The organism is Streptomyces beijiangensis, assembly GCF_017315755.1.
Taxonomy (GTDB): domain Bacteria; phylum Actinomycetota; class Actinomycetes; order Streptomycetales; family Streptomycetaceae; genus Streptomyces; species Streptomyces beijiangensis.
In genome coordinates this window covers 19,379-42,666 of the sequence record NZ_JAFLRJ010000140.1, presented here as the reverse complement: position 1 = coordinate 42,666, position 23,288 = coordinate 19,379, and the positions used below count along the sequence as shown (strand labels likewise).

Genomic DNA, 23,288 nt, shown 5'->3' with positions numbered 1-23,288 from the left:
CGTCAAAGCGGATCAAGCCCAAACATCACCCCACCCGGGACGAAGCCGCCTCCCGCACCGAGCAACAAACGCCTCCCCTACTCACTGATGTAGCCAGTCGCGGCGTCACTCACGCCGCGACCTGGGGAGCTGCAAGGCGCCATCCGCTCAGCCCGACCTCGTGTGCCTCTGTCCATATTGGCCGATTCTCTCTCCGATGGTCTGTAGCCGCGCAAATTCGCTCGGGAGCACCGTGGTGGGCCCAATCCAGGCTGTCAGAAGTTGTTCTTCCTCCACGCCTGTGGCTCCGGTAAGTGTGGCGCCTGCCAGATCAGCGTCGTCGAATATGGCTTCGGTGCACACTGTGAGGGTCAGCCACGCGTCCTTGAGGATTGCGTGTTGCAGGCGCGCGCCTCCTAGGTTCGCACCCAGGAACCATGCGCCGGCGAGGTCTGCACCTCTGAAGTTGGCGCCGCTCCAGTCACCGCCAGTGAGGTTGAGCCCACGCAGATGGGCAAATTGCAGGTCGAGCTCCGGATCCCCCGGACGCACCTCTCGCCTTCCGAGGACGGTCAGTGCGGTCTGTACGGATTCCGGTCGAGGGGGCGGCGCGCCTTCATCTGCACGGCTCTCGTTACGAATGAAGGCACTGAGCACTTCAATGACCGTGCCGCGGTCTCGCACGCTGTCCTTCATGATGCGTTCAAGGCTGTAGATGCCGCCGAGGCGTTGAGTCAAGTCTCCTGAGCTGAGGAGCTTGATCGCTTCGACATAACGGCCAGTGACTTGCCCTTCGCGGGTCAGTTCTGCTTGCTCGCGGTCTTTCTGGCGTGCGTGGGCGAACTGCTCTTGGCTGTGCCCATAGAGCCGTTCGGTGTGCTGGTGGCTTTTGTGCGTGTACCAGAGGCCGAGGCCGGTGAAGGCGCCGGCCGCGATGGCGATGAGCGTGGTGCGGAACCCAGTGACGATGATTCCCGCGGACGAGACGAGGTCACCGTTCTTGTCTTTCAGGTGGTGGCCTTCGATCCACCACGGCCCCCAGATGAGGGCGACGATGAAGAGTGCCGTGCCCGCTGCACCGGCGCCCCATGCCCACCATGGCAGTTTGCGCTTGGGCCTGGGTGCGGTGCTGTCCTCCGTCGTCATGGCGGCATGATGTCCGTCTTCGGCGAGCAGCATGCGGTGAACGCCGCTGTCCAGAGCGAGAGTTGAGGTTTCGCATGCCGGGGTTGATCGCGGGCGCGGTGGTGGCGCATCAGGGGCGGATGTTGTTGGTCCGGCGTGCGATCCCGGCCGACGGGCTCGTGTGGACGTTCCCGTCGGGCAAGGTCGAGCCGGGCGAGATCCCCCGCCCAGGAAGTACATCTCCATCTCGGCGATGCCCCCGTCCGGCTGCCCGAGCCCGTCGCCGCACTGGCCCGCGTGGTCGCCGCGGACCGCAAGCGTCACGCGACCATCGGGGCCTTGGCTCCGTCTCCATGGCTCTTCCCCGGCGGCCAGCCCGGACGGCCGATCAGCACCACACAGTTGACCCAGCGGCTGAACCAGCTCGGGATCCGGCCCCATCAGGCCCGCAGCACCGCGCTCTTCCAACTCGCCACCGAGATCCCGACCGGGATCTTCGCTCGAACCCTCGGTATCCACACCGACGTCGCCGTCGCCTGGCAACATCTCTTCGCGGGCGACTGGGCCACCTACGCTGCCGAGGTCAGCGAGCGTCCGGTGAGGACAGATCAGTCCCCAGCATCGAATACATGATCATGTCCCGACGCTCCTCACCCACCTGCTGCCAACTGCGGAGCAGGCCCTCACACTGGAAGCCCGCACGCTCAGCCGTCTGCTGCGACGCGGAATTCCATGGCTCGACATACAGCTGAAGACGAGGAATCTGCAGGTCACTGAGGGCCCAGGCGGCGACCGCTCGAAGGGCTTCCGCAGCCACCCCTTGGCCACGAGCCGACCCGACCACCCAATAGCCCAGCGACGCGCGGCCCTCGTTGAGCTCTCTCAGCCACAGGCCGACCATCCCGAGTGGCCGGCCGTCCGCAACCCGCACGATGACAAACGGATACCCACTGCCAGTGGACGCCCGCTCCCACTGCCGCCGGACGAAGGCTTCGCCAGCTCTCTGTGAGTACACCGACGGAACGGTCGTGATCAACGGAATGTAATCGTCGCTCGACGCTTCCCGGACCAGAGGCAGATCGCCGAGCTCCCAGGAGCGGAGTTCGAAACCTTCACCTGCAGCCAAGCGCGGGACGTCCAAGGGGGCAACCATGATCGCATCCTGCCGGGATCCCCACCGGGACGCACTCCCATTTCACCGCTGTGACCAAGGCATTCAGACAGTTCCGATACCCGACGTCACCATTACGCATGATGCCGGAGACCGACGGCCGCGGGCGAGCGACGATACAGGCCTGGTTCGAAGATCAATCAGAAAAGATCTCCCCAGATTCTCCCCAGGCATAGGCGATGACCACCCAAGGGGCACCGAGTACGTACACGGTGCCCCTTTCTCCATTCCTCCCAAGCCGCGATTAGTGGCCGCCCACCTGCGATGATTCGCCATTCTGCCACTGGCGCCCACGGCCGATCCTGCTCGGTGCGCGGTCAGCTGGCGGGCTCGTCGGCACCCACCAGCCACATCGAGAAGAACTGCGCACCGCCCCCGTAGGCGTGGCCCAGCGCCTTTCGGGCGCCGTCCACCTGGTGTTCGCCCGCCTGGCCGCGGACCTGCAGGGCCGCTTCCGCGAAGCGGATCATGCCCGAGGCGCCGATGGGGTTGGTGGAGAGCACCCCTCCCGAGGCGTTCACCGGGAGGTCGCCGGTGAGTTCCGTGACGCCGGATTCCGTGAGTTTCCAGCCCTCGCCCTCCTCGGCGAAGCCGAGGTTCTCCAGCCACATGGGTTCGTACCAGGAGAACGGCACGTACATCTCGACGGTGTCGATCTCCCTGCGCGGGTCGGTGATGCCCGCCTGCCGGTAGACGTCGGCCGCGCAGTCCTTGCCCGCCTGCGGGGAGACGAAATCCTTCCCTGCGAACATGGTCGGCTCGCTGCGCATCGCGCCACCGTGCACCCAGGCGGGCGGGTGGGGCGAACGGGCCGCGCCCGCGCGGTCGGTGAGGATCATCGCGCAGGCCCCGTCGGAGGAGGGGCAGGTCTCGGAGTAGCGGACCGGGTCCCAGAGCATCGGGGACGCCTGGACTTTCTCCAGGGTGATGTCCTTCTCGTGGAGGTGCGCGTAGGGGTTCTTCAGGGCATTGCGCCGGTCCTTGTACGCGACGAGCGAGCCGACCGTGTCGGGGGCTCCCGTGCGGCGCATGTACGCCCGGATGTGCGGGGCGAAGAATCCGCCCGCGCCCGCGAGCAGCGGCTGCTGGAAGGGGACAGGGAGGGAGAGGCCCCACATGGCGTTGGACTCGGACTGTTTCTCGAATGCGAGGGTGAGGACGGTCGAGTGGACCCGGGACGAGATCAGGTTGGAGGCGACCAGAGCGGTGGAGCCTCCCACCGAGCCGGCCGTGTGGACGCGCAGCATGGGCTTGCCGACCGCGCCGAGCGCGTCGGCCAGGTACAGCTCCGGCATCATCAGGCCCTCGAAGAAGTCGGGGGCCTTGCCGATCACGACGGCGTCGATGTCCGCCCAGGTCAACTGGGCGTCGGCCAGTGCTCGTTGGGCGGCTTCGCGGACCAGGCCCGCGATCGAGACGTCGTGGCGGGCGGCGACGTGGTGCGTCTGGCCTATGCCGACGACGGCTACGGGTTCCTTGCTCACTGGGCCTCTCCTTCGAGTACGGCAACCAGGTTCTGTTGCAGGCACGGGCCCGATGTGGCGTGGGCGAGGGCACGGTCCGATGTGCCGTTGTGGATACGGGCCGCCGCCTCGCCGATGCGGATGAGGCCTGTCGCCATGACCGGGTTGGCGGCCAGCGCGCCGCCGGACGGGTTGACGCTGACGGAGTCGTCGAGCTTCAGTGCCTTGCGCAGCACGACCTCCTGGGAGGTGAACGGCGCGTGCAGTTCCGCCGTGTCGACGGGGCGGTCGAAGACTCCCGCGTGCTCGGCGGCGAGGCGGGTGGACGGGGAATCGGTGAGGTCGCGTACGCCCAGGCTGTGCGCGTCGATGCGGTGGTCCATGCCGCGGATCCAGGCGGGGCGTTCGCACAGTTCGCGCGCCCGGTCCCCGGCCGCGAGGATCACGGCGGCCGCGCCGTCCCCGATGGGCGGGCAGTCGCCGGTGCGCAGCGGTCGGACCAGGTACTCGCCCTGCGGGCGGGCACCGGCCAGTTGCGCGTGCGGGTTGTCCGAGGCAGAGGTACGGCTGCGGGCCGCGATCCCGGCGAGCGCGGGCTCGTCGGTGTCCCCCGCGTCGATCAGCGCCTGCGCCTGGAGGGCCGCGAGGGATACCGAGTCGGGCCAGAGCGGGGCGAGGTAGTAGGGGTCGAGCTGGCGGGTGAGGACGTCCCGTACCTGACCGGAGGAGGATTTTCCGTACGCGTAGACGAGTGCGGTGTCCGCCTCGCCGGTCAGGATCTTGACCCAGGCCTCGTAGAGCGCCCAGGCGCCGTCCATCTCGACATGGGACTCCGAGATCGGCGGCCAGGCGCCCACGCCGTCCAGGGCCATGGTGAAGGAGAAGGCCCGGCCCGCCAGGTAGTCGGTGGAGCCCGAGCAGGTGAAGCCGATGTCGCTGGTCTTGAGTCCCGTCTGAGAGAGGACCTGGTGGAGGATCGGCATCACCATCTCGACTTCGGAGAGTTCGTCGGTGTGCCGCAGATGGTCGGTCTGTGCGAAGGCGACGATCGCCACGTCCCGTGCGGGCGGCATCAGATCAGCTCCTTGTAGGCGTCGTAGTCGGCGTCGGGCTCGCCGGTGGGCCGGTAGTGGTCGGGGTAGCGGCCGCCCTCGGTCCAGACGGGCTCGACACGCAGGCCCATGCGCACCTGGTCGTAGGGGATGCCGCCGATCCGGCCGTGGAGGGCGAGGTCCGCGCCGTCGAGGGCGATGTGCCCGTAGACGTACGGCACTTCGATGTCGAGGTTCCTGGCCTTGATGTTGACGATGCAGTACGTGGTGACCGTGCCTGCGGGGCCGACCTCGACCTGGTCGGTCGTGGCGACTCCGCAGGTGGGGCAGGCGCCGCGTGGCGGGACGTACACCTTGTGGCAGGAGGGGCAGCGCTCGCCGACGGTCTTCCGTTCGGAGAGGGCGTTGATGTAGCGGGTCTGGGCGCGGCCGGGACTGTAGGTGTAGTCGAGGCGGGCGGGGGCGATGATGCCGGTGACCATGTCGGCGAAGCGGCCTTCGTGGGGGCCGGCCGCTTCGCCCGTCTTACCTTCGTACGGCTCGAAGCAGGCGATGTCGGTGATCGCTCCGGTGCGGTCCCCCGCCCAGCGGATACGGACCCGCAGGCCCGTGTGCACGGACTCGGGGCCCGGCGCGTCGAGGGCATGGAGGATCGCGGTGTCGGCGCCGTCGAGCTTCACCAGGACCCAGGCGAAGGGGGTTTTGAGGGGCTGGTCACGGCGCGGGGACGGGTTCCAGGCCCAGGTGGTGACGGTGCCGGTGGGGGCGACCTCGACCAGGTCGCGTATCTCCTCGGCGGTGACCGGGTCGTACTCGACGGGCGGGACGAGAACCTTGCCGTCGCCGGTCCTGACGCCGAGCACGGTGCGCTCGCGCAGACCGGTGAGGAAGGCGCTCTGGACGGGGCCCAGCGATCGGGTGAAGGGGAACTCGACGACCAGGGGTGCGCGAAGCACCTCCGGTGGGGACGCGGCTGTCATGAGCGGGCTCCAATTCTGCCTGGCGGTACGCGGTCTGGCGGTGTGCGCGGTCAGGCGCGGCGGTAGACGGCGGGGCGTTTCTCGGCGAAGGCGCGGGCGCCTTCCTTGGCGTCCGCGGTGTCGAACACCGGCCAGCCGCGGGCGAGTTCGGACTTGAGGCCCTCGGTCTCGGTGAGTTCGGCCGTCTCGTACACCGAGGCCTTGACGGCTTCCACGGCGAGCGGGCCGCAGGCATTGATCTGCCCGGCGATCTCCAGGGCCTTCTCCAGGGCCGTCCCGTCGGGGACGACATGGCCGATCAGCCCGATGCCCGCGGCCTCGGCCGCCGTGTACGGGCGTCCCGTGAGCAGCATCTCCAGTGCGTGGGTGCGCGGGATCTGCCGCTGGAGGCGGACCGTCGAGCCGCCGATCGGGAAGAGTCCGCGCTTGACCTCGAAGAGGCCGAAGGTGGCCGACGTGCCCGCGACGCGGATGTCGGTGCCCTGCAGGATCTCCGTACCGCCCGCGACGCAGTAGCCCTCGACGGCGGCGATCACCGGTTTACGGGGGCGGTGGTGGCGGAGCATCGCCTTCCAGTGCAGGTCCGGGTCGGCTTTCATGCGGTCCCGGTACTGATCGCCCTCCATCCCCTTGCCCGCCAGGGCCTTGAGGTCCATGCCCGCGCAGAACGCCCCGCCGGCGCCGGTGAGCACCACCGATCGGATCGTTTCGTCCTCGTCGGCTTCCAGCCAGCCGTCGTACAGCCCCACCAGCATCGGCAGCGAGAGCGCGTTCTTCGCCTCGGGCCTGTTCAGCGTGAGCACCAGCGTGGCGCCTTCGCGCTGCACGGTGAGGTGTTCTGTTCCACCCATTGCCGTTCTCCCGTCTCAAGACCTAGAACAGGTTGCAGTAGGTGGGGATCCAGTTCAATAGTTTTCTGACAGTCAGTCAGATTTCTTGGCGGAGGCCCTTCCCAGTTGCCGCAGGCGGCGCTGTAATGACCGCCGGGTCAGTGATTGTCTGGGTCAGGAGGAATGGTGGAGTACAACCTTGCCGACCTGTTCGAGTCGGTCGTCGACGTGGTCCCCGACCGCGAGGCACTTGTGTACATCGACCATCCCGGTACGGGCGCGGAGCGCCGGCTCACCTACGCGGAACTCGACGCGGCGGCCAACCGCATCGCCCATCACCTGATCGACAGCGGGATCGGGCCTGGCGAGCACCTGGGGCTGCATCTCTTCAACGGCATCGAGTACCTCCAGACCGTCCTCGCCTGCCTCAAGGCACGCGTGGTCCCGGTCAACGTCAACTACCGCTATGTCGAAGAGGAGTTGGTCTACCTCTACAACGACGCGGATCTGGTGGCCCTGGTGTTCGACGCCGAGTTCACCGAGCGGGTCGCGGCCGCGCTGCCGCAGACCCCGAAGCTCCGTCATCTGCTGCGGGTGGGGGGAGCGGCGCCCGAGGGTGTCACCGAGCCCGCGATCGCACCGGTCGCGTACGCCCGGGCCGAGGCCTCGGGGTCGGCTGCACGCGGCTTCGCACCGCGCTCCGCCGACGACCAGTTCATCATCTACACCGGCGGTACGACGGGGATGCCGAAGGGCGTGATGTGGCGCCAGGAGGACCTGTTCTTCGCGGGGCTCTTCGGCGGCGAGCCGTCCGGCGAGCCGGTCAAGCGCCCCGAGGAGCTGGCCGAGCGCGTCGCCAAGGGGGGCGCCGGGATCACCTTCTTCCCCGCTCCCCCGCTGATGCACGGCACCTCGACGCTGACCTCGTTCATCGCGTTCAACTACGGCCAGCGGGTCGTCATCCACCGCAAGTACGCGCCCGAGGAGCTGCTCCGCACCATCGAGGCGGAGAAGGTGTCGAGCGTCTCGCTGGTGGGCGACGCGATGCTCAGGCCCCTCATCGACGCACTGCACGGCCCGCTCAAGGGAACGGACCTGTCGTCGCTGTTCAGCGTCTCCTCGTCCGGCGCGATCATGTCCGAGACCGTACGCGCCCAGTTCCAGGCGCTCGCCCCCAATGTGCTTCTCCTGAACAACTTCGGGTCGTCGGAGTCCGGTTCCAACGGCCGGGCCACAGACGACTCGGGGCCGGAGAAGGGCTTCCGGCTCCAGGTCAACGAGCGCACCCAGGTGGTGGACGTGGTGACGCACGAACCCGTACCGGTCGGCGTCACCGGGCGCCTCGCGCAGCGCGGCCATGTGCCCCTCGGCTACTACAACGACCCCGGGAAGACCGCGGAGACCTTCTTCCAGAAGGGCGACGAGCGCTGGGTGCTGCTCGGCGACATGGCCACCGTCGACGAGGACGGCATCGTCACCGTGCTCGGCCGCGGGTCGCAGTGCATCAACACCGGCGGCGAGAAGGTGTACCCGGAAGAGGTCGAGCAGGCGCTGAAGTCCCATCCCGATGTGTACGACGCGCTCGTCGCCGGGGTCCCCGATGCCAAGTGGGGCAATCATGTGGCGGCCGTCGTGCAGATCCGCGCGGGTGCCGCTCAGTTGTCACTCGACGAGATCCAGACACACTGCCGTAACCGGCTCGCGGGTTACAAGATCCCGCGCCAGCTGGTGATCGCCCAGGAGATCCAGCGCTCGCCGAGCGGCAAGGCGGACTACCGCTGGGCGCGGGGCGTCGCGTCGGACGCCGCCCAGGGCTGAGAACCGCGCGCGGTCAGCGCAGCAGAAGGGTGCGCAGCACCCGTTCGAACACGGCGTCGGGGCCATCCGCGGCCCCGGCGCTCCGCCATGCCACGAATCCGTCGGGGCGTACGAGGAGTGCTCCCTGATCGCCGAGTCCATGGGGCCGGGCCAGGTCCGTATCGAGGTGGTACGTCTCCACCGGGGTGTTCAGAAGCTCTGCCGCCCGGGCCGCCGCCTCGGCCCAGAGGTCGCCGTCGGGGCCGACCAGGAGGACGAGTTCCTTCCCGTAGAGGTCGAGCGTGGAGAGCGGATCGGCATCCTGCGAGACGTAGATGTGGGGGGCGCGGCTGCCAGGGACGGCCGTCAGAGCGGTGACCGGCAGCAGCGGGGCGCCGTCGTCGGGCGCTCCCGGTACGGCTGCGGAGCGGTACTGGTAGCCGTAGGTGAGGGCGTAGAAGTCGAGCAGCGGTTCATCCGTCTCGTGCCCGGGGAACTGCCATCGGGTGCGGCCCCTCGCGAGGGCCTGGCGCATATTGCGCTCGGCGACGGGGCGCCGCTCGGTCTCGTAGGTGGCGAGCAGTTCCGGCCCGGCGCTGCCGCGCAGGACCAGGGCGAGCTTCCACGCCAGGTTGTGCACGTCCTCGACGGCGGTGAGCCCGCCCAGGCCGCCGGTCGGCGGCATCAGATGGGCGGTGTCGCCGGCGAGGAACACCCGGCCGACGGCGTACCGGTCGGCCACGCGCGCCCCGACGGGGAAGGTGAAGACCCGGCCGCCGCTGCCCGGTACCTGCTCAAGGAGCTCGACGTCCAGTCCGGGAAGCCCTGTTGCGGCGCGAACCCATGCGGCGGGGTCGGTCTCGGGATCGGTGCCGGGGCTGCCGGGCGGGCGTGACGTGGCGAAGAACCAGTGCTCTCCGGTGGCGTCGAGGGGTCCGAGCGTGGTGCCCGCGGCCGGTTCGGACAGATACGCCATGCCGACGCTGCGGCCGCGCAGCGCCTCGGAGAGGTCGGCCCGTATGTGCATGGTGGCCATGTGGAAGAACGTGCCGGGCCCGGTCGTACGCACACCGAGGCCGCGCCGTACTCCCCCGGCGGCACCGTCGGCCGCGATCAGGTATTGGGCGCGCACCGTCTCCGTCGTACCGTCAGGGCCGCGCAACTGCGCGGTCACCCCGTCAGGGTCCTGCTCCAGGCCGGTGAGTTCGGTGCCGTACTGGACGAGACCGCCCAGCTTCCGCGCCCGCTCGACGAGGAGGGCCTCCAGCTCGTCCTGGCCGATCGGTGCGAAGGCGCAGGGAGACGCGGTGGCCGCGGCCTCCTCGGCCCTTTCGTCCTCGTCGCCCGCCTCGGTGAGCGGCTCGTGCTCGTCGGCGAGGGTACGGGCACGCACGGAGAGAAGGTCTCCGGCACTCGCGGCTTCGGGGGCGACCGCCCGGATATCGGGCTCCAGGCCCGCCTGCCGGTACAGCTCCATCGCCCTGGGCACCAGGCCCTGCAGTTTGGGGTGCGCGAGGATGGAATCGCGCCGCTCCACCACCAGGCCCGGCACGGCATGCGTACCGAGGAAGACCGCGGCCGACAGACCGGTGAGGGATCCGCCGACGATCAGTACGGGTATCCGCCGCATGGTTCCCCCGGGGTCGAATGTGCCGGGTGCGCCGGCCCGGCGGCTGCCGGTCCGGCGGCTGCCGGTCCGGCGCACCCTGTGCGCTCACGCTCAGTGCTTCTGCATGTACCACGGGGGCCACAGGCGCTGGTCCCTGGACGGGGCGGTGGCCTTCGGCGGGGTGATGTTCTCCGCCCTGGCCAGCCTCTTCTTGAGCTGTTCAGACATAGGGTTCACCTCCTTCTGCACGGCAGGAGGAACCTTCGGCCGGATGGCCGGAGGAGAATGGGGGGTGGCGCGGCTCAGGCGGGCTCTGCGATGAGGATGCCGCGCTCCACGAGATCGGCCAGGCAGTCGCGCGCCTGCGCCAACGCCTCGTCGTGCGGGATCTGTCCGGCCACGGCCTCGGCGTAGTCGGCGGCGATCACCTCGCCGCTCGCGCCTTCGCTCAGCTCGAACAGATACCAGCCGGCCAGGTTGAGCCAGTGCACCTTGGGGCGCGCGGGAGTGAAGACGATCAGCGATCCGGCCGCTTCGACGGGACGGGTCCGCAGGTCGGGTGCCTGGCTGTAGAGGGTGTCAGGCACGGGCGGACTCCTTCACGGCGTGGAGTAGCCAGGTCACGAATTCCCGTCCGTGGTCGGTGAGTGCGGTGGCGCCGCGGTTCAGGATCTCCTCGCCCAGGAAGTGGGCGCGTTCGGCCCCGAAGCGGTGGAGGGACGGGACGTCGTCGGTCTCCGGCGCGCCGAATCGCTGCAGGAGTTCAGGAGTGAGGCGGGTCTTCAGCGCCTCGTGGAACAGCACGAGATGGGCGTACACGTGGTAGGCGCCGAGCGCGCGGTCCAGGGCCCATTCGTTGGGCGCGACCATGGAGGCCCACTTCAGCCACGGGACCTTGATCTTGGGGCCGTCCGGGAGCGTCTCGGGTTCGGTGAAGATGCTGGACGACCGCTGGATGTCGAACAGTTTGAGGTGCAGCCCCTCGTGGAGTGCGGTCTCCGCGAGCCGCCAGGGCCGTGAGATCCGGTTCCCGGAGAAGAACACCACACCGGGAATGCGCCCGACGTTGCCCGCCAGAAACGTTTCGCCCTCGGTGCGTACGTCCACGACACCGACGCCGATGTAGTGCGCGGCCACACTCGGCCCCAACTCGGGCAGCAGCGCGCTCAGCGCCGCGAAGCCCTCGTCGAGCTGGTGCTGCGTCTGTGCGGTGGGTTCGAGAAGCTGTCCCGGTACGCCGCGCAGGAAGTCCCGCTCGAAGGTGTTCAGGAACGTCTGCCCCAGCGGGGAGGCGGAGTTCCGGTCCTTCATCGCGTACAGCCAGGCCTCCCGGCCAGGTGTGATGCGTACGGTGCGGCCCTCGGAAACCTCGGCTCCGGTGGGCGGGACAGCGGTGCCGCGCCGCTCCAGCACGTCGGCCACAAGACGCAGCATCGTGACGACTTCGGTCCAGGCGCTCTCGTCGAGGAAGCCCTGCTCAAGCCGGGAGACCGCCTCGTCCAGGGTGACCCTGACGAGCGGGTCCTCGACCACGGCGGCCGGGATCTCGCCCTGGGGATCGCGGAGCGCTGCCGCGAGTTTCTCCACCGTGGCCGACCGTTCGCAGAGGAGGTCGACTGCGAACCGGTAGAACTCGGTGGCCTTGAGAGTGATCGGTACTGCGTCGCTGAACTCGGGGTGTGCAGCAAGCTCACGTTCTACGGAGACGAGGTCGTCGTCAGAAGTGGACACTGAACCTCCTCGTGGAAAGGCCCGGCCGACGACAGATGAAACCCGGTGTGAACACGAATCGTCAAGCGTGCTATTCAGCCACTTCACTCCCTCTGAACGTCGCACGGTAGGCGCTCGGAGAGACCCCCAGAGCCTCATGCAGGTGCATACGGAATGAAGCGGACGTACCGAATCCGGCGTCCGATGCGATTCTGTCGACGGCCAGATCTGTCTCCTCCAGCAACTGCCGCGCCCGGTCGATGCGTTGGCGGGTGAGCCACTGCACCGGCGTGAGTCCGGTCTCCTCGCAGAAGCGGCGGGAGAGGGTGCGGGTGCTCATCGCGGCCCGGTCGGCGAGATCGCCGAGACTGATACGACGCCCGAGGTGCTCCAGCGCCCAGACGCGAGCCGGCCCGGTGGCCGAGGCGGGATCCGCGGTGACGGGACGCCGGATGAACTGGGCCTGGCCGCCTTCGCGGTGGGGCGGGACGACGGTGGAGCGGGCCACTTCGGCGGCGACCGCCGCACCGTGGTCGCCGCGGATCATGTGCAGGCACAGATCGATGCCGGAGGCCACTCCCGCCGAGGTCAGGACATTGCCGTCCTCGGTGTAGAGCACGTCGGGATCGACATCGACGGAAGGGTGCAGGCGGGCCAGATCGTCGGCCGAGCGCCAGTGGGTGGTGGCCCGTCTGCCGTCGAGGAAACCGGCGGCGGCCAGCACAAAAGATCCGGTGCAGATCGACGCGAGACGGGTGCCGGGCCGCATCCGGCCGAAGGCCTCCGCGAGCACGGCCGGGAGATGAGGTGCGGCACGCGGCTCGTAGTCCTCGTCCGATGCGGGGACCACCACCGTGTCCGCCTCGGCGAGCAGTTCGGGCCCATGGCTGACGTTGACGGTCACATCGGTGTCGGTACGGAGCTCGCCGGGTTGGACGGTGCAGGTCAGGACCTCGTACAGCCGCTTCCCCTGGGCCGATACCGCCTGTCCGAACAGCCGGTGGACGATGCCGAGTTCCATCGGCAGCAGACCGTGGCGGACGAGGACGGCGACCCGGTGGCGCCCGTCGGAAGCGAAAACACTCATGGCGAGATCCTTGCACATCATGTCTTTCTCGCCACTGGTTCGGCGTCCGTCGAGGTCGCAGGGTCGATGACATGGTTCTGACCGATACCCCCGTCACTCCCGCACGCCGTCCGCACGCCGCCTGGACGGTCGCCGCGGTGGCGGCGCTCGCCATCGTCGCCGCCGGCGCCTTCACCACCCTGGCCGGGCTGTTCGTCGATCCGCTGCGCCGCGAGTTCGGCTGGTCGCGCGGCTCCATCGGCTTCGCCTCCGCGGTGAGCATGGTGCTGTACGGACTCGTCGCACCCTTCGCTGCCGCGCTGATGGACCGCTTCGGGATGCGCAGGATCGTGGGCGGGGCACTGGTCGCAGCTGCCACCGGGGCGCTGCTCAGCACCGTCATGACGGCTCCCTGGATGTACGTCCTGACCTGGGGCGTCCTCGTCGGGCTCGGCTCCGGGGCGATGGCGCTGACCTTCGCCGCCACGGTGACCGCCCGCTGGTTCGTCGCCCGGCGGGGGCTCGTCAGCGGCGCCCTCACCGCCGCCGGGGTGTTCGGCCAGTTCGTCTTCCTGCCGCTGCTGTCCCGCGTGGTCGACGGGCACGGGTGGCGTACGGGGGCCGTGGTGCCCGCGCTGATGGCGCTCGCGGTGCTCCCGCTGGTGCTCGTACTGCTGCGGGACCATCCGGCCGATGCGGGTGTACGGGCCTATGGCGCACGGGAGTTCACCGCCCGGCCGCCGGCGGTGGCGGGCGCGGCGACCCGTACCGCACGCGTCCTCGCCAACGCCGTGCGGACCGCGCCCTTCTGGCTGCTCGCCGGGACCTTCGCCATCTGCGGCGCCTCGACCAACGGCGTCATGTGGACCCACTTCACCCCGGCCGCGCACGACCACGGGATGCCCGCCACCGTCGCGTCCTCACTGCTCGCGCTGATCGGCGTCTTCAATGTGGCGGGCACGGTCTTCTCCGGCTGGCTCACCGACCGCATCGACCCGCGCCGCCTGCTGGCCGTCTACTACGCGCTGCGGGGCGTGACGCTGCTGAGCCTTCCGATGCTGATGACGGCAAGCGTCAGCCCGCCGTTGGTGGCGTTCGTGGTGCTGTTCGGCCTGCTGGACGTGGCAACCGTCCCGCCGACGCTCGCGCTGTGCCGGGAGTTCTACGGCGAGGACAGTCCGGTCGTCTTCGGCTGGGTGTCGGCCGCGCACCAACTGGGCGCGGGACTGGCCGCGTTCGCGGGTGGTGCGACGCGGGACGCGTTCGGTTCGTACGACCTGGTGTGGGTGGCGATCGGGGCGGCGTGCGGGGCGGGCGCGCTGCTGTCGCTGGTGATCACCCGCCCCTGACCTCGGGGTCGAGGAAGGCGGCGACCGTACGGACGAACGCGCCCGCGCCGTCCATCCAGGGGAAGTGCGCCGCGCCCCGCTGGACGGCCGCTTCGCCGTGCGGGAAGAGCGCGGCAAGCTCTCGCGCGCGAGCGGCGCCCGGCTCGGAGTCCAGCTCGCCGGCCAGCACCAGAACCGGAACGTCCACGGCCGCGAGGGCGGCCACAGTGGCCGGCGGATCGAACGCGCCCTCGGCCCAGTACTGCGCACGGGCCTCCGCCCCGGCCCGTTCGGTGGCCGATCGCGCGGCCAGCTCCTGCGCCGCCGCGTCCCACGTTCCGTACGCCAAGGGTCTGATCGCGGCCCAGAGCTCCGGCGCGTCGCCGCCGTCCAGGAGCTTGTCGAGTGCGGTCCGTGCCGCGTCGTACCAGGGTTCGCCGCTGCGCAGCTCTGCCGCCGCGCGCCGCTCATCGTCGGTGATCACGATTCCGGCCGCCTGTGCGACGGGGGTGACGAGCGTGAGCGAACTCAGCCGCCCCGGGTGGCGGGCCGCGTACAGCAGGGAGAGGTCACCGGCCGCCGAATGGGCCAGCAGGTCGATCCGATCGAGGCCGAGATGCTCGCGCAGCGCCTCGACGTCGTGGACGAGACGGTCGCAGCGGTACGCAGACGGGTCGGCCGGGGCCGCGGAGTCGCCCGAGCCGCGCAGATCCAGGAGCACCAGCTGCCGGTGCGCGGTGAGGCCGCCCAGGTCGCCGAAGTAGGCGGAGGCACGCAGCGGGCCGCCGGGCAGGCACACCAGCGGGGGCCCCTCGCCTTTGAGGTGGTAGGCGAGCTCGGTCCCGTCGTGCGCGCTGAACTTCGGCATGCACACGATCCTCACCGTTTGCCGCCGTTCCCGGCAATCCGTTCCGCGCCTGGTGAACACCGGTCCTGCCACATCTCTTGACCCGTCCGCGCTCCCCTGGATTACTGATCTAGAGCACAACGACCGAATGATCGGTCGTCCGATTGAGGCGGGAGTCACCCCAATGTCACCTTTGCTGGACGCGGTGGAACGGCTGAGCCGCGAGGAGCTCGAGTCGCTCCAGATCGAGCGCCTGCGCACCTCGTTGCAGCACGCGTACGACCATGTCGCCTTCTACCGGGACGCCTTCGACAAGGCGGGGGTGGGACCCGGCGACTGCCGGACGCTCGCGGATCTCGCGCGCTTCCCGTTCACCGTGAAGGCGGATCTGCGCGACAACTACCCCTTCGGGATGTTCGCCGTACCGCAGCAGGACGTACGCCGTATCCACGCCTCCAGCGGGACCACCGGCCGCCCGACCGTCGTCGGGTACACCGAGCGCGACATCGACACCTGGGCGGACGTCGTGGCCCGTTCCATCCGCGCGGCGGGCGGGCGGCCGGGCCACAAGGTCCATGTGGCGTACGGGTACGGGCTGTTCACCGGCGGGCTCGGGGCGCACTACGGCGCGGAGCGGCTCGGGTGCACGGTGATCCCCGCCTCCGGCGGCATGACAGTGCGCCAGGTGCAGCTGATCCAGGACTGCAAGCCCGACATCATCATGGTCACGCCGACGTACATGCTCACGCTCCTCGACGAGTTCGAGCGGCAGGGCATCGATCCCCGTACGACCTCGCTCAAGGTGGGAATCTTCGGCGCGGAGCCGTGGACCGAGGCGATGCGCACCGAGATCGAGGAGCGCTTCGCCATCGACGCCGTGGACATCTACGGGCTTTCGGAGGTCATGGGTCCGGGTGTCGCCCAGGAGTGCGTGGAGACGAAGGACGGGCTCCACATCTGGGAGGACCACTTCTACCCGGAGATCGTCGACCCGCTCACCGGCGAAGTGCTGCCGGACGGGGAGCGCGGCGAGCTGGTGTTCACCTCGCTCACCAAGGAGGCGATGCCCGTGATCCGTTACCGGACAAGGGACTTGACGCGGCTGCTGCCGGGTACGGCGCGGGCGTTCCGGCGGATGGAGAAGGTGACCGGGCGCAGTGACGACCTGGTGATCGTGCGCGGGGTGAACCTCTTCCCCACCCAGGTCGAGGAGATCGTGCTGCGTACGCCGGCGCTCTCCGCGCACTTCCAGCTGCACCTGACGCGCGAGGGCCGGATGGACGAGCTGACCGTACGGGCGGAGGCGCGCCCGGACGCCACCGCGGAGGACCGGGCTGCTGCGGCCCGCTCGGTCGCGGCGGCCGTCAAGGAGTCGATCGGGGTGACGGCCGCGGTCGAGGTGGTCGACCCCGAGTCGCTGGAGCGCTCGGTGGGCAAGTTCAGGCGGATCGTGGATCTGCGAAACGGTCCCGCAGCTCGCGCTTGAGGATCTTCCCGCTGGCGTTGCGCGGCAGCTCGTCCACGAACAGGATCCTCTTGGGGGCCTTGAAGTGGGCGAGCTTCTCGCGTGCGTGCTCCAGGAGTTGCTGCTCGGTGACCGCCTCGCCGGCAACCACGACCGCGGTGACGGCCTCGATCCACCGTGCGTCGGGCAGACCGATCACCGCGGCCTCGGCGACCGCGGGATGGGTGTAGAGCGCGTCCTCGACCTGGCGGGAGGCGACCAGGACGCCACCGGAGTTGATGACGTCCTTCACCCGGTCGACGACGGTGAAGTACCCCTCGGTGTCGCGTACCGCGAGGTCGCCCGAGTGGAACCAGCCGTCCCGGAACGCCTCCGCCGTCTCCTGCGGCTTGTCCCAGTAGCCCTCGCACAACTGCGGTGAGCGGTAGACCACTTCGCCCGCCGTCCCGTCCGGGGCGTCCTGGCCGTTCTCGTCGACGACCTTCGCCTCGACGAAGAGGACGGGCCGCCCGCAGGAGTCCATGCGCCCGGCGTGCTCGTCGGGCCCGAGCACGGTGGCGAGCGGCCCGATCTCGCTCTGCCCGAAACAGTTGTAGAAGGCGAGCGCGGGCAGGCGCTCGCGCAGCCGCTCCAGGACAGGTACGGGCATGATCGACGCCCCGTAGTACGCCTTGCGCAGCCCGGTCAGGTCACGGCTCGCGAAGTCGGGGCGGTTCGACAGGCCGATCCAGACGGTGGGCGGTGCGAAGAGGCTGTCGGCGCGGCCCGTCTCGACGAGGTCGAAGATCTGCGCGGCGTCGGGCGCGTCGAGGAGGGTGTTCTCCGCGCCGACCGCGAGGTAGGGCAGCAGGAAGACATGCATCTGGGCGGAGTGGTAGAGCGGCAGGGAGTGGACGGGCCGGTCGCTCTCGCGCAGGTCGAGGGCCGTGATGGCGCTGACGTACTCGTGGACGAGCGCCCGGTTGGTCATCATGGCGCCCTTCGGCAGCGCCGTGGTGCCCGAGGTGTAGAGCAGCTGGACCAGGTCCTCCGCCCCCGGCTCGACGGCCGCGGTGAAGTCCCGGGGCGTCGCCAGCTCCGTCAGCAGCGAGCCCTCGCCGTCGCGCAGCAGCCGTACGGCGAACTCCCCGGGGATGCGGTCCGCGAGGTCAGGGTCGGTCAGGACCAGGGTGCTGCCCGACTGGCCGAGGATGTACGCGAGGTCCTCGCCGGTGAGGTTCTGGTTCACGGGTACATGGACGAGTCCGGCCCGTGCGCAGGCGAGGAAGCCGATCAGATACGCGTCCGAGTTGTGGCCGTAGGAGGCGACGCGGTCACCGGGGCGCAGGGCGTGCTCCGAGGTGAGCACGGCCGCCGCGGTGGTGACGGCCTCGTCGAGGCCGGCGTACGTCCAGGAGCGGTCCGCGTACCGCAGGGCGGTGCGCCCGGGGGCGCGGCGCGCGCTGCGGCGCAGGACGGAGTCGACGGTACTGCTGCGTACACCGGTCATGGCGTGATCCTGCGGTCCGGCGGATGGCAGGTCAAGGGACGGATACCGGCCGGGATGTTGACAGGCCCGCGCCTCTGGTGGATGAGTGACGGACGGCATCCCGTGTGCCGAACGCAATCACCTTGTGCACCAGCCCAGTTGGGAGCAACGTTGCCCCTCCGTAGCCGTCTGAGACATCTCGCCGTCGCCGGAATCGCGCTGCTGACCGCCACCGCGTCGCTGCCGCCCGCAGCGGCCGCGCAGTCGCACGGTGACCACCGTCCGCACGACGGCAAACTGTCGGCCGTCATCCGCTACACCGAGTACGGCATCCCGCACATCGTCGCCAAGGACTACGCGAACCTCGGCTTCGGCAACGGCTGGGCGCAGGCCGCCGACCAGGTCTGCACGCTCGCGAGCGGGTATGCGACCGTACGCGGCGAGCGCTCGCGCTGGTTCGGCGCCGACGGGGTGCCGGACGGCTCGCTGTCGTCCGCCACCAAGAACATCACCAGCGATCTGTACTTCCGCGGAGTACGCGACAGCGGCACGGTGGAAAGACTCCTCAAGACGCCCGCACCGGCGGGACCGAGCCGCGACGTCAAGGAGACGATGCGCGGTTTCGCGGCCGGGTACAACGCCTGGCTGAAGCAGAACCGCATCACCGACCCCGCCTGCGCGGGAGCGCCCTGGGTGCGCCCGGTGACCGAACTGGACGTCGCTTCACAGGGGTTCGCGCTCTCGGTGCTCGGCGGCCAGGGGCGCGGCGTGGACGGCATCACGGCCGCACAGCCCCCGACGGCGGCCTCCCCCGGGGCGAAGACCGCCACCGATCCGGCGGAGGCGGCCCGCGAGCTGTTCCGTACGGACAACGGGGCCATGGGCTCCAACGCGGTCGCCTTCAGCGGGGCCACCACCGCGAACGGGCGCGGGCTGCTCCTCGGCAACCCGCACTACCCGTGGCAGGGCGGGCGCCGCTTCTGGCAGTCGCAGCAGACCATCCCGGGTGAACTGAACGTCATGGGCGGCTCGCTGCTGGGCTCGACGACCGTCTCCATCGGACACACCTCCTCCGTGGCGTGGAGCCATACGGTCGCCACCGGCACCACGCTCAATCTGCACCAGCTGACCGTCGACCCGGCCGATCCGACCGCGTACCTCGTGGACGGGAAGGCGGAGAAGATGACGCGGCGCACGGTCACCGTCCCCGTGAAGGACGGGCAGCCCGTGACGCGGACGCAGTGGTGGACCCGGTACGGTCCGATCGTCACCTCGCTCGGCGCGGGGCTGCCGCTGCCCTGGACGAAGACGACGGCGTACGCGCTGAACGACCCGAACGCGGTCAACCTCCGTGCCTCGGACACCGCGCTCGGCTTCAGCAAGGCGCGCTCGACCGCCGAGATGACGGCCGTACTGCGCCGTACACAGGGTCTGCCATGGATCAACACGATCGCCGCGGACTCCTCGGGGCACTCGCTCTACACGCAGTCGCAGGTGCTGCCGCGCATCACCGACGACCTCGCCCAGCGCTGCTCGACGCCGCTCGGCAGGGCGACCTACCCGTCTTCGGGGCTCGCCGTGCTGGACGGTTCGCGGAGCGACTGCGCTCTCGGCTCGGACCCGGACGCGGTGCAGCCGGGGATCTTCGGACCGTCCAGGATGCCGGCGCTGAAGGACGCTCCGTACGCGGAGAACTCCAACGACAGCGCCTGGCTCACCAATGCGGACCGCCCGCTGACCGGTTACGAGCGGGTCTTCGGCACCATCGGGACTCCGCGCTCGATGCGTACGCGCGGTGCGATCCAGGACGTGTCGGCGATGGCTGCGCAGGGCGGTCTGAAGGTGGCCGATCTGCAGAAGCAGCAGTTCGCCGACCGGGTGCCCGCCGCGGATCTGGCGGCCGCCGATACGGCGAAGGCCTGTGCCGCTCTGCCCGTGGGCGGCGCGGCCGACCTGTCCGAGGCCTGCGGGGTGCTGGCGCGCTGGGACCGGAAGGTGAACACCGACAGTCGTGGGGCGCTGCTCTTCGACCGCTTCTGGCGCAAGCTCCTGGCGAGCGCCACGCCGGCCGATCTGTGGAAGGTGCCGTTCGATCCGGCGGATCCGGTGCGTACCCCGAACACGCTCAACACGGCCGCGCCCGCGTTCGCCAAGGCGCTCACCGATGCGGTGTCCGAGCTGAGGGCGGCCGGGATCGCGCTGGACTCGCCGCTGGGCGAGCACCAGTTCGTCGTACGGAACGGACAGCGCATCCCCGTCCCCGGCGGCACCGAATCGCTGGGCATCTGGAACAAGGTCGAGGGCGTGTGGGACGCGGCCGCCGGCGGCTATGCCGAAGTCTCGACCGGTTCGAGCTACATCCAGGCGGTCGGCTGGGACGGCAGCCGCTGCCCGGTGGCGCGCACCCTCCTCACGTACAGCCAGTCGTCGAACCCGAACTCGTCCCACTTCAGCGACCAGACCGAGCTCTTCTCTGGCAGCCGCTGGGTGACCGAGCGGTTCTGCGAGAAGGACATCCTCACCTCGCCGAAGCTGCGGGTGGTGTTCGTCAGGGGCTGACGGCGAAGAACACGAAGGCGGCGAAGATCGCCAGGTGCACGCCGCCCTGCACGAGAGTGGCCCGGCCGGGCACGACGGTCAGGACGCCGACCATCACGGTGAGCGCGAGCAGCACCATGTGGGTGGCGTCCAGACCCATCGTGAGGGGCCCGGAGAGCCAGATGGTCGCCAGGGCGATGGCGGGGATCGTGAGTCCGATGCTCGCCATCGCCGAGCCGAAACCGAGGTTGATGCTGGTCTGCACGCGTTCGCGGCGGGCCGCCCGTACGGCGGCCAGAGTCTCGGGCGCCAGGACGAGCAGGGCGATGATGACGCCGACGACCGCATGGGGCAGTCCGGCCGACTCGACGCCCCGCTCAATGGTCGGCGAGACCGCCTTGGCGTTGCCGACGACGGCGATGAGCGCGATCAGGAGCAGGCCCAGACTGGCCAGGGCCGCGTTCTTGGTGGGCGGCTCGGCGTGCTCGTCGGGGTCCTGGATCTCGCCTTCCTGGGTGACGGGGAGGAAGTAGTCGCGGTGGCGGATGGTCTGTACGGCGACGAAGAGCCCGTAGACACAGAGCGAGGCGACCGCGGCGAAAGCGAGCTGGGGGCCGGTGAACTCCGGGCCCGGCTTGGTGGTCGTGAACGTCGGCAGGACAAGGGTGAGCGTCGCGAGGGTGGCGACGCAGGCGAGCAGCGTGCCGGACCCCTCGGGATTGAAAACCGCCACACCGCTGCGCACCGCGCCCACCAGGAGCGAGAGGCCGACGATGCCGTTGCAGGTGATCATGACGGCGGCGAAGACGGTGTCGCGGGCGAGTGAGGAGTACTTGGAGCCGCCGTCGGCCATCAGAGTGACGATGAGCGCCACTTCGATGACGGTGACGGCGACGGCCAGGACCAGCGATCCGAAGGGCTCACCGACCTTGTGGGCAATCACCTCGGCGTGATGCACGGCGGCCATGACCGCGCCCGCCAGGCAGAGGGAGACCACGACGACGGCGAAGGCGGGCAGGTCGCGGCCCCATGCGAAGACAAGGGCGATCACCGCGACGACCGGCACCCAGGTGGTCCACTGCCGTGTGAGCGATGCCATGCCGGTGCCCGTACTCATGCGGCTCACGCTGCCAGAGCGGGCGGCGGGGCGCGCGCGCTGGTGCGCCAACGGTGTCCCTTCAAGCCCGTCCGGCAATTGAGGACAAGTTGAAGCCCGTCGAGGGGGTCCCCCTGCTCCTTAAGAGCTTGGGGGCGATCGAGGACAAGCGACCGGAGGTCGCGTACGGTCCCGCCCGAGCAGCCCCGGGCTACAGCGCCCTCTCGTGTCCCTCCCAGTACGGGTCGCGCAGCCGCCGCTTATAGAGCTTGCCGTTGGGGTCGCGGGGCATCGTCTCGATGAAGTCGACGCTCTTGGGACGCTTGTAGCCGGCCAACTGCTGCTCGCAGTGGGCCAGGATCGCGGCGGCGAGCGCGTCCCCGGGCAGCTGTCCCTCGGCGGGTTCGATGACCGCCTTCACCTCCTCGCCCCACTCGGCGTGCGGGATGCCGAAGGCGGCGGCGTCGGCCACGGCGGGGTGGGTGAGCAGCGCGGACTCTATCTCGGCGGGGTAGATGTTGACCCCGCCCGAGATGATCATGTCGATCTTGCGGTCGCGGAGGAAGAGATAGCCGTCCTCGTCGAGCAGTCCCAGGTCGCCGACGGTGAAGAAGTCGCCGATCCGGTTCTTCTGCGTCTTGGACTCGTCCTTGTGGTAGCTGAAGCCGCCGGTCGACATCTTCATGTAGACGGTGCCCAGCTCACCCGGCGGCAGCCGGTTTCCGTCGTCGTCGAAGACGGCGAGCTCGCTGATGGGCCAGGCCTTGCCGACGGTGCCCGGCTTCTTCAGCCAGTCCTCGGCGGTGGCGAAGGCCCCGCCGCCCTCGCTGGCCGCGTAGTACTCCTCGACGCAGGTGCCCCACCAGTCGATCATCCGTCGTTTGACGTGGTCGGGGCAGGGCGCTGCGCCGTGGATGGCGTGGCGCATCGACGACACGTCGTACCGCCCCTTCGTCTCGTCGGGCAGCGCGAGGAGGCGGTGGAACTGGGTCGGGACCATGTGGGTGTGCGTGCAGCGGTGGGCGTCGATGACGCGCAGCATCTCCTCGGGCGACCACTTGTCCATCAGGACGACGGGGTGCCCGATGTGCAGGGCGGCGCCCGCGAACTGGAGGACGGCCGTGTGGTAGAGCGGCGAGCAGACCAGATGCACGTTGTCGTCGAAGGGCTTGACGCCGAAGATCGCGAGGAAGCCGCCGAGGTAGGACTCCTCGGGGAGCTTGCCGGACAGCGGGCGGCGGATGCCGCGCGGGCGCCCGGTCGTACCCGAGGTGTAGTTCATGACCCAGCCGAGGGTCCGGTCCTCGGGCACGGACTCCGGCTGTCCGTCGAGGAGTTGGCCGTACGGAAGGAACCCGGGCAGCGTCCCCACGGCATAGCGGTGGCTCGCGGGGAGTTTCGCCTCGTCGGCCGCGTGCGTGGCGGCTTCGGCGAAGCGCTCGTGGGCGATGATGACCTTGGCGCCGGAGTCGGCGACGATCCAGGCGATCTCGGGGCCGACGAAGTGGTGGTTGACCGGGACCAGATAGAAGCCCGCCTGGGACGCGGCGAGGTAGGCGGTGAAGAACTCGACGCTGTTGGGCAGGACGACGGCAAAGGCGTCACCGCGCTCCAGGCCCGCGGCGCGCAGTCCGTGGACGAGCTGGTTGACGGCTCCGTGGAGACGTCCGGCCGTCCACTCCTCCCCGTCGGGGGCGATGAGTACCGTGCGGTCGGGGTCTGCGGTGGCCTGGGCCCAGAATCCGTTGGGGGGCTGGTTCACGG

The 23,288-nt window shown here is 69.7% G+C and carries 19 protein-coding genes and 2 pseudogenes; 6 read left to right on the top strand and 15 right to left on the bottom strand.

Going from position 1 to position 23,288, the window contains the following annotated elements; translation table 11 throughout:
• Window positions 1–147: 147 nt before the first annotated feature.
• On the bottom strand, window positions 148–1,158 hold the full coding sequence (locus tag J0695_RS15465) for a pentapeptide repeat-containing protein (RefSeq protein WP_206962613.1): 1,011 nt from the start codon (window positions 1,156–1,158) through the stop codon (window positions 148–150).
• Here J0695_RS15465 and J0695_RS45410 point away from each other — a divergent pair.
• Window positions 1,068–1,316 (top strand): annotated as a pseudogene (locus J0695_RS45410) (NUDIX hydrolase); the annotation flags it as partial. The gene J0695_RS15465 and the pseudogene J0695_RS45410 overlap by 91 nt on opposite strands.
• Before the next feature lie 127 nt (window positions 1,317–1,443).
• Entirely contained in the window at window positions 1,444–1,737 is a 294-nt protein-coding gene (locus J0695_RS15455) for a hypothetical protein (protein WP_206962612.1), read from the top strand.
• Here the strand turns inward: J0695_RS15455 and J0695_RS15450 are convergent.
• The 5 genes from J0695_RS15450 to J0695_RS15430 all read right to left on the bottom strand — a co-directional run bounded on the left by J0695_RS15450 (window position 1,688) and on the right by J0695_RS15430 (window position 6,621).
• Window positions 1,688–2,257, bottom strand: coding sequence for a GNAT family N-acetyltransferase (locus J0695_RS15450; RefSeq protein WP_206962611.1), 570 nt, complete (start codon window positions 2,255–2,257; stop codon window positions 1,688–1,690). The two genes, J0695_RS15455 and J0695_RS15450, sit on opposite strands and share 50 nt — an antisense overlap.
• 335 nt (window positions 2,258–2,592) lie before the next feature.
• On the bottom strand, window positions 2,593–3,759 hold the full coding sequence (locus tag J0695_RS15445; RefSeq protein WP_206962610.1) for a thiolase family protein: 1,167 nt from the start codon (window positions 3,757–3,759) through the stop codon (window positions 2,593–2,595).
• Window positions 3,756–4,811 (bottom strand): thiolase family protein, encoded by a 1,056-nt coding sequence (locus J0695_RS15440; protein ID WP_206962609.1) that lies wholly within the window; start codon window positions 4,809–4,811, stop codon window positions 3,756–3,758. The genes J0695_RS15445 and J0695_RS15440 overlap by 4 nt, the downstream gene beginning before the upstream one ends.
• A complete protein-coding gene (locus tag J0695_RS15435) occupies window positions 4,811–5,770 on the bottom strand; it encodes a Zn-ribbon domain-containing OB-fold protein (RefSeq protein ID WP_206962608.1) in 960 nt (319 codons plus the stop codon). The genes J0695_RS15440 and J0695_RS15435 overlap by 1 nt, the downstream gene beginning before the upstream one ends.
• 50 nt (window positions 5,771–5,820) lie before the next feature.
• Complete coding sequence (locus J0695_RS15430) at window positions 5,821–6,621, bottom strand: crotonase/enoyl-CoA hydratase family protein (RefSeq protein ID WP_206962607.1); 801 nt, start codon at window positions 6,619–6,621, stop codon at window positions 5,821–5,823.
• Window positions 6,622–6,786: 165 nt separating this feature from the next.
• Here J0695_RS15430 and J0695_RS15425 point away from each other — a divergent pair, with 165 nt between their 5' ends.
• Window positions 6,787–8,418, top strand: a complete 1,632-nt coding sequence (locus J0695_RS15425; RefSeq protein ID WP_206962616.1) for an acyl-CoA synthetase — start codon at window positions 6,787–6,789, stop codon at window positions 8,416–8,418.
• A 13-nt stretch (window positions 8,419–8,431) separates the two neighbouring features.
• Here the strand turns inward: J0695_RS15425 and J0695_RS15420 are convergent, their stop codons facing one another.
• The 5 genes from J0695_RS15420 to J0695_RS15405 all read right to left on the bottom strand — a co-directional run bounded on the left by J0695_RS15420 (window position 8,432) and on the right by J0695_RS15405 (window position 12,803).
• Window positions 8,432–10,027, bottom strand: coding sequence for an FAD-dependent monooxygenase (locus tag J0695_RS15420; protein WP_206962606.1), 1,596 nt, complete (start codon window positions 10,025–10,027; stop codon window positions 8,432–8,434).
• A 90-nt stretch (window positions 10,028–10,117) separates the two neighbouring features.
• Window positions 10,118–10,234: an LWPPW motif RiPP peptide gene (locus J0695_RS46355; RefSeq protein ID WP_465269120.1), complete on the bottom strand. Its 117-nt coding sequence runs from the start codon at window positions 10,232–10,234 to the stop codon at window positions 10,118–10,120.
• 74 nt (window positions 10,235–10,308) lie between these two features.
• Window positions 10,309–10,593 carry a hypothetical protein gene (locus tag J0695_RS15415; RefSeq protein ID WP_206962605.1) on the bottom strand — a complete coding sequence of 95 codons (285 nt, stop codon included), beginning with the start codon at window positions 10,591–10,593 and terminating at the stop codon, window positions 10,309–10,311.
• A complete protein-coding gene (locus J0695_RS45405) occupies window positions 10,586–11,737 on the bottom strand; it encodes an aKG-HExxH-type peptide beta-hydroxylase (protein WP_206962604.1) in 1,152 nt (383 codons plus the stop codon). Before J0695_RS45405 ends, J0695_RS15415 begins: the two co-directional genes overlap by 8 nt.
• Window positions 11,738–11,807: 70 nt before the next feature.
• Window positions 11,808–12,803: a GlxA family transcriptional regulator gene (locus tag J0695_RS15405; protein WP_206962603.1), complete on the bottom strand. Its 996-nt coding sequence runs from the start codon at window positions 12,801–12,803 to the stop codon at window positions 11,808–11,810.
• Between the two features lie 71 nt (window positions 12,804–12,874).
• Here J0695_RS15405 and J0695_RS15400 point away from each other — a divergent pair, with 71 nt between their 5' ends.
• Window positions 12,875–14,131 (top strand): MFS transporter, encoded by a 1,257-nt coding sequence (locus J0695_RS15400; protein WP_206962602.1) that lies wholly within the window; start codon window positions 12,875–12,877, stop codon window positions 14,129–14,131.
• Here J0695_RS15400 and J0695_RS15395 read toward each other — a convergent pair.
• Window positions 14,127–14,978 (bottom strand): annotated as a pseudogene (locus tag J0695_RS15395) (alpha/beta fold hydrolase); the annotation flags it as partial. The gene J0695_RS15400 and the pseudogene J0695_RS15395 sit on opposite strands and share 5 nt — an antisense overlap.
• A gap of 163 nt (window positions 14,979–15,141) precedes the next feature.
• Here J0695_RS15395 and paaK point away from each other — a divergent pair.
• Window positions 15,142–16,443: a phenylacetate--CoA ligase PaaK gene (gene paaK, locus J0695_RS15390; RefSeq protein WP_206962600.1), complete on the top strand. Its 1,302-nt coding sequence runs from the start codon at window positions 15,142–15,144 to the stop codon at window positions 16,441–16,443.
• Here the strand turns inward: paaK and J0695_RS15385 are convergent.
• Window positions 16,397–17,911, bottom strand: a complete 1,515-nt coding sequence (locus tag J0695_RS15385) for an acyl-CoA synthetase (RefSeq protein WP_206962599.1) — start codon at window positions 17,909–17,911, stop codon at window positions 16,397–16,399. The genes paaK and J0695_RS15385 overlap by 47 nt on opposite strands.
• 150 nt (window positions 17,912–18,061) lie before the next feature.
• Between J0695_RS15385 and J0695_RS15380 the strand changes: the two genes are divergently transcribed.
• Window positions 18,062–20,449 (top strand): penicillin acylase family protein, encoded by a 2,388-nt coding sequence (locus J0695_RS15380; RefSeq protein ID WP_206962598.1) that lies wholly within the window; start codon window positions 18,062–18,064, stop codon window positions 20,447–20,449.
• Here J0695_RS15380 and J0695_RS15375 read toward each other — a convergent pair.
• On the bottom strand, window positions 20,439–21,545 hold the full coding sequence (locus tag J0695_RS15375; RefSeq protein ID WP_206962597.1) for a calcium:cation antiporter: 1,107 nt from the start codon (window positions 21,543–21,545) through the stop codon (window positions 20,439–20,441). The genes J0695_RS15380 and J0695_RS15375 overlap by 11 nt on opposite strands.
• A gap of 190 nt (window positions 21,546–21,735) precedes the next feature.
• Entirely contained in the window at window positions 21,736–23,286 is a 1,551-nt protein-coding gene (locus J0695_RS15370) for an acyl-CoA synthetase (protein ID WP_206962596.1), read from the bottom strand.
• Between the last annotated feature and the right edge of the window lie 2 nt (window positions 23,287–23,288).

What these genes read in the sequence shown, in the direction of transcription:
- J0695_RS15385 (WP_206962599.1), bottom strand. Translation starts at nt 17,911, where the DNA reads ATGACCGGTGTACGCAGCAGTACCGTCGACTCCGTCCTGCGCCGCAGC.
- J0695_RS15465 (WP_206962613.1), bottom strand. Translation starts at nt 1,158, where the DNA reads ATGCTGCTCGCCGAAGACGGACATCATGCCGCCATGACGACGGAGGAC.
- J0695_RS15375 (WP_206962597.1), bottom strand. Translation starts at nt 21,545, where the DNA reads ATGAGTACGGGCACCGGCATGGCATCGCTCACACGGCAGTGGACCACC.
- J0695_RS15430 (WP_206962607.1), bottom strand. Translation starts at nt 6,621, where the DNA reads ATGGGTGGAACAGAACACCTCACCGTGCAGCGCGAAGGCGCCACGCTG.
- J0695_RS15405 (WP_206962603.1), bottom strand. Translation starts at nt 12,803, where the DNA reads ATGAGTGTTTTCGCTTCCGACGGGCGCCACCGGGTCGCCGTCCTCGTC.
- J0695_RS15400 (WP_206962602.1), top strand. Translation starts at nt 12,875, where the DNA reads ATGGTTCTGACCGATACCCCCGTCACTCCCGCACGCCGTCCGCACGCC.
- J0695_RS46355 (WP_465269120.1), bottom strand. Translation starts at nt 10,234, where the DNA reads ATGTCTGAACAGCTCAAGAAGAGGCTGGCCAGGGCGGAGAACATCACC.
- J0695_RS15450 (WP_206962611.1), bottom strand. Translation starts at nt 2,257, where the DNA reads ATGGTTGCCCCCTTGGACGTCCCGCGCTTGGCTGCAGGTGAAGGTTTC.
- J0695_RS15435 (WP_206962608.1), bottom strand. Translation starts at nt 5,770, where the DNA reads ATGACAGCCGCGTCCCCACCGGAGGTGCTTCGCGCACCCCTGGTCGTC.
- J0695_RS15440 (WP_206962609.1), bottom strand. Translation starts at nt 4,811, where the DNA reads ATGCCGCCCGCACGGGACGTGGCGATCGTCGCCTTCGCACAGACCGAC.
- paaK (WP_206962600.1), top strand. Translation starts at nt 15,142, where the DNA reads ATGTCACCTTTGCTGGACGCGGTGGAACGGCTGAGCCGCGAGGAGCTC.
- J0695_RS15420 (WP_206962606.1), bottom strand. Translation starts at nt 10,027, where the DNA reads ATGCGGCGGATACCCGTACTGATCGTCGGCGGATCCCTCACCGGTCTG.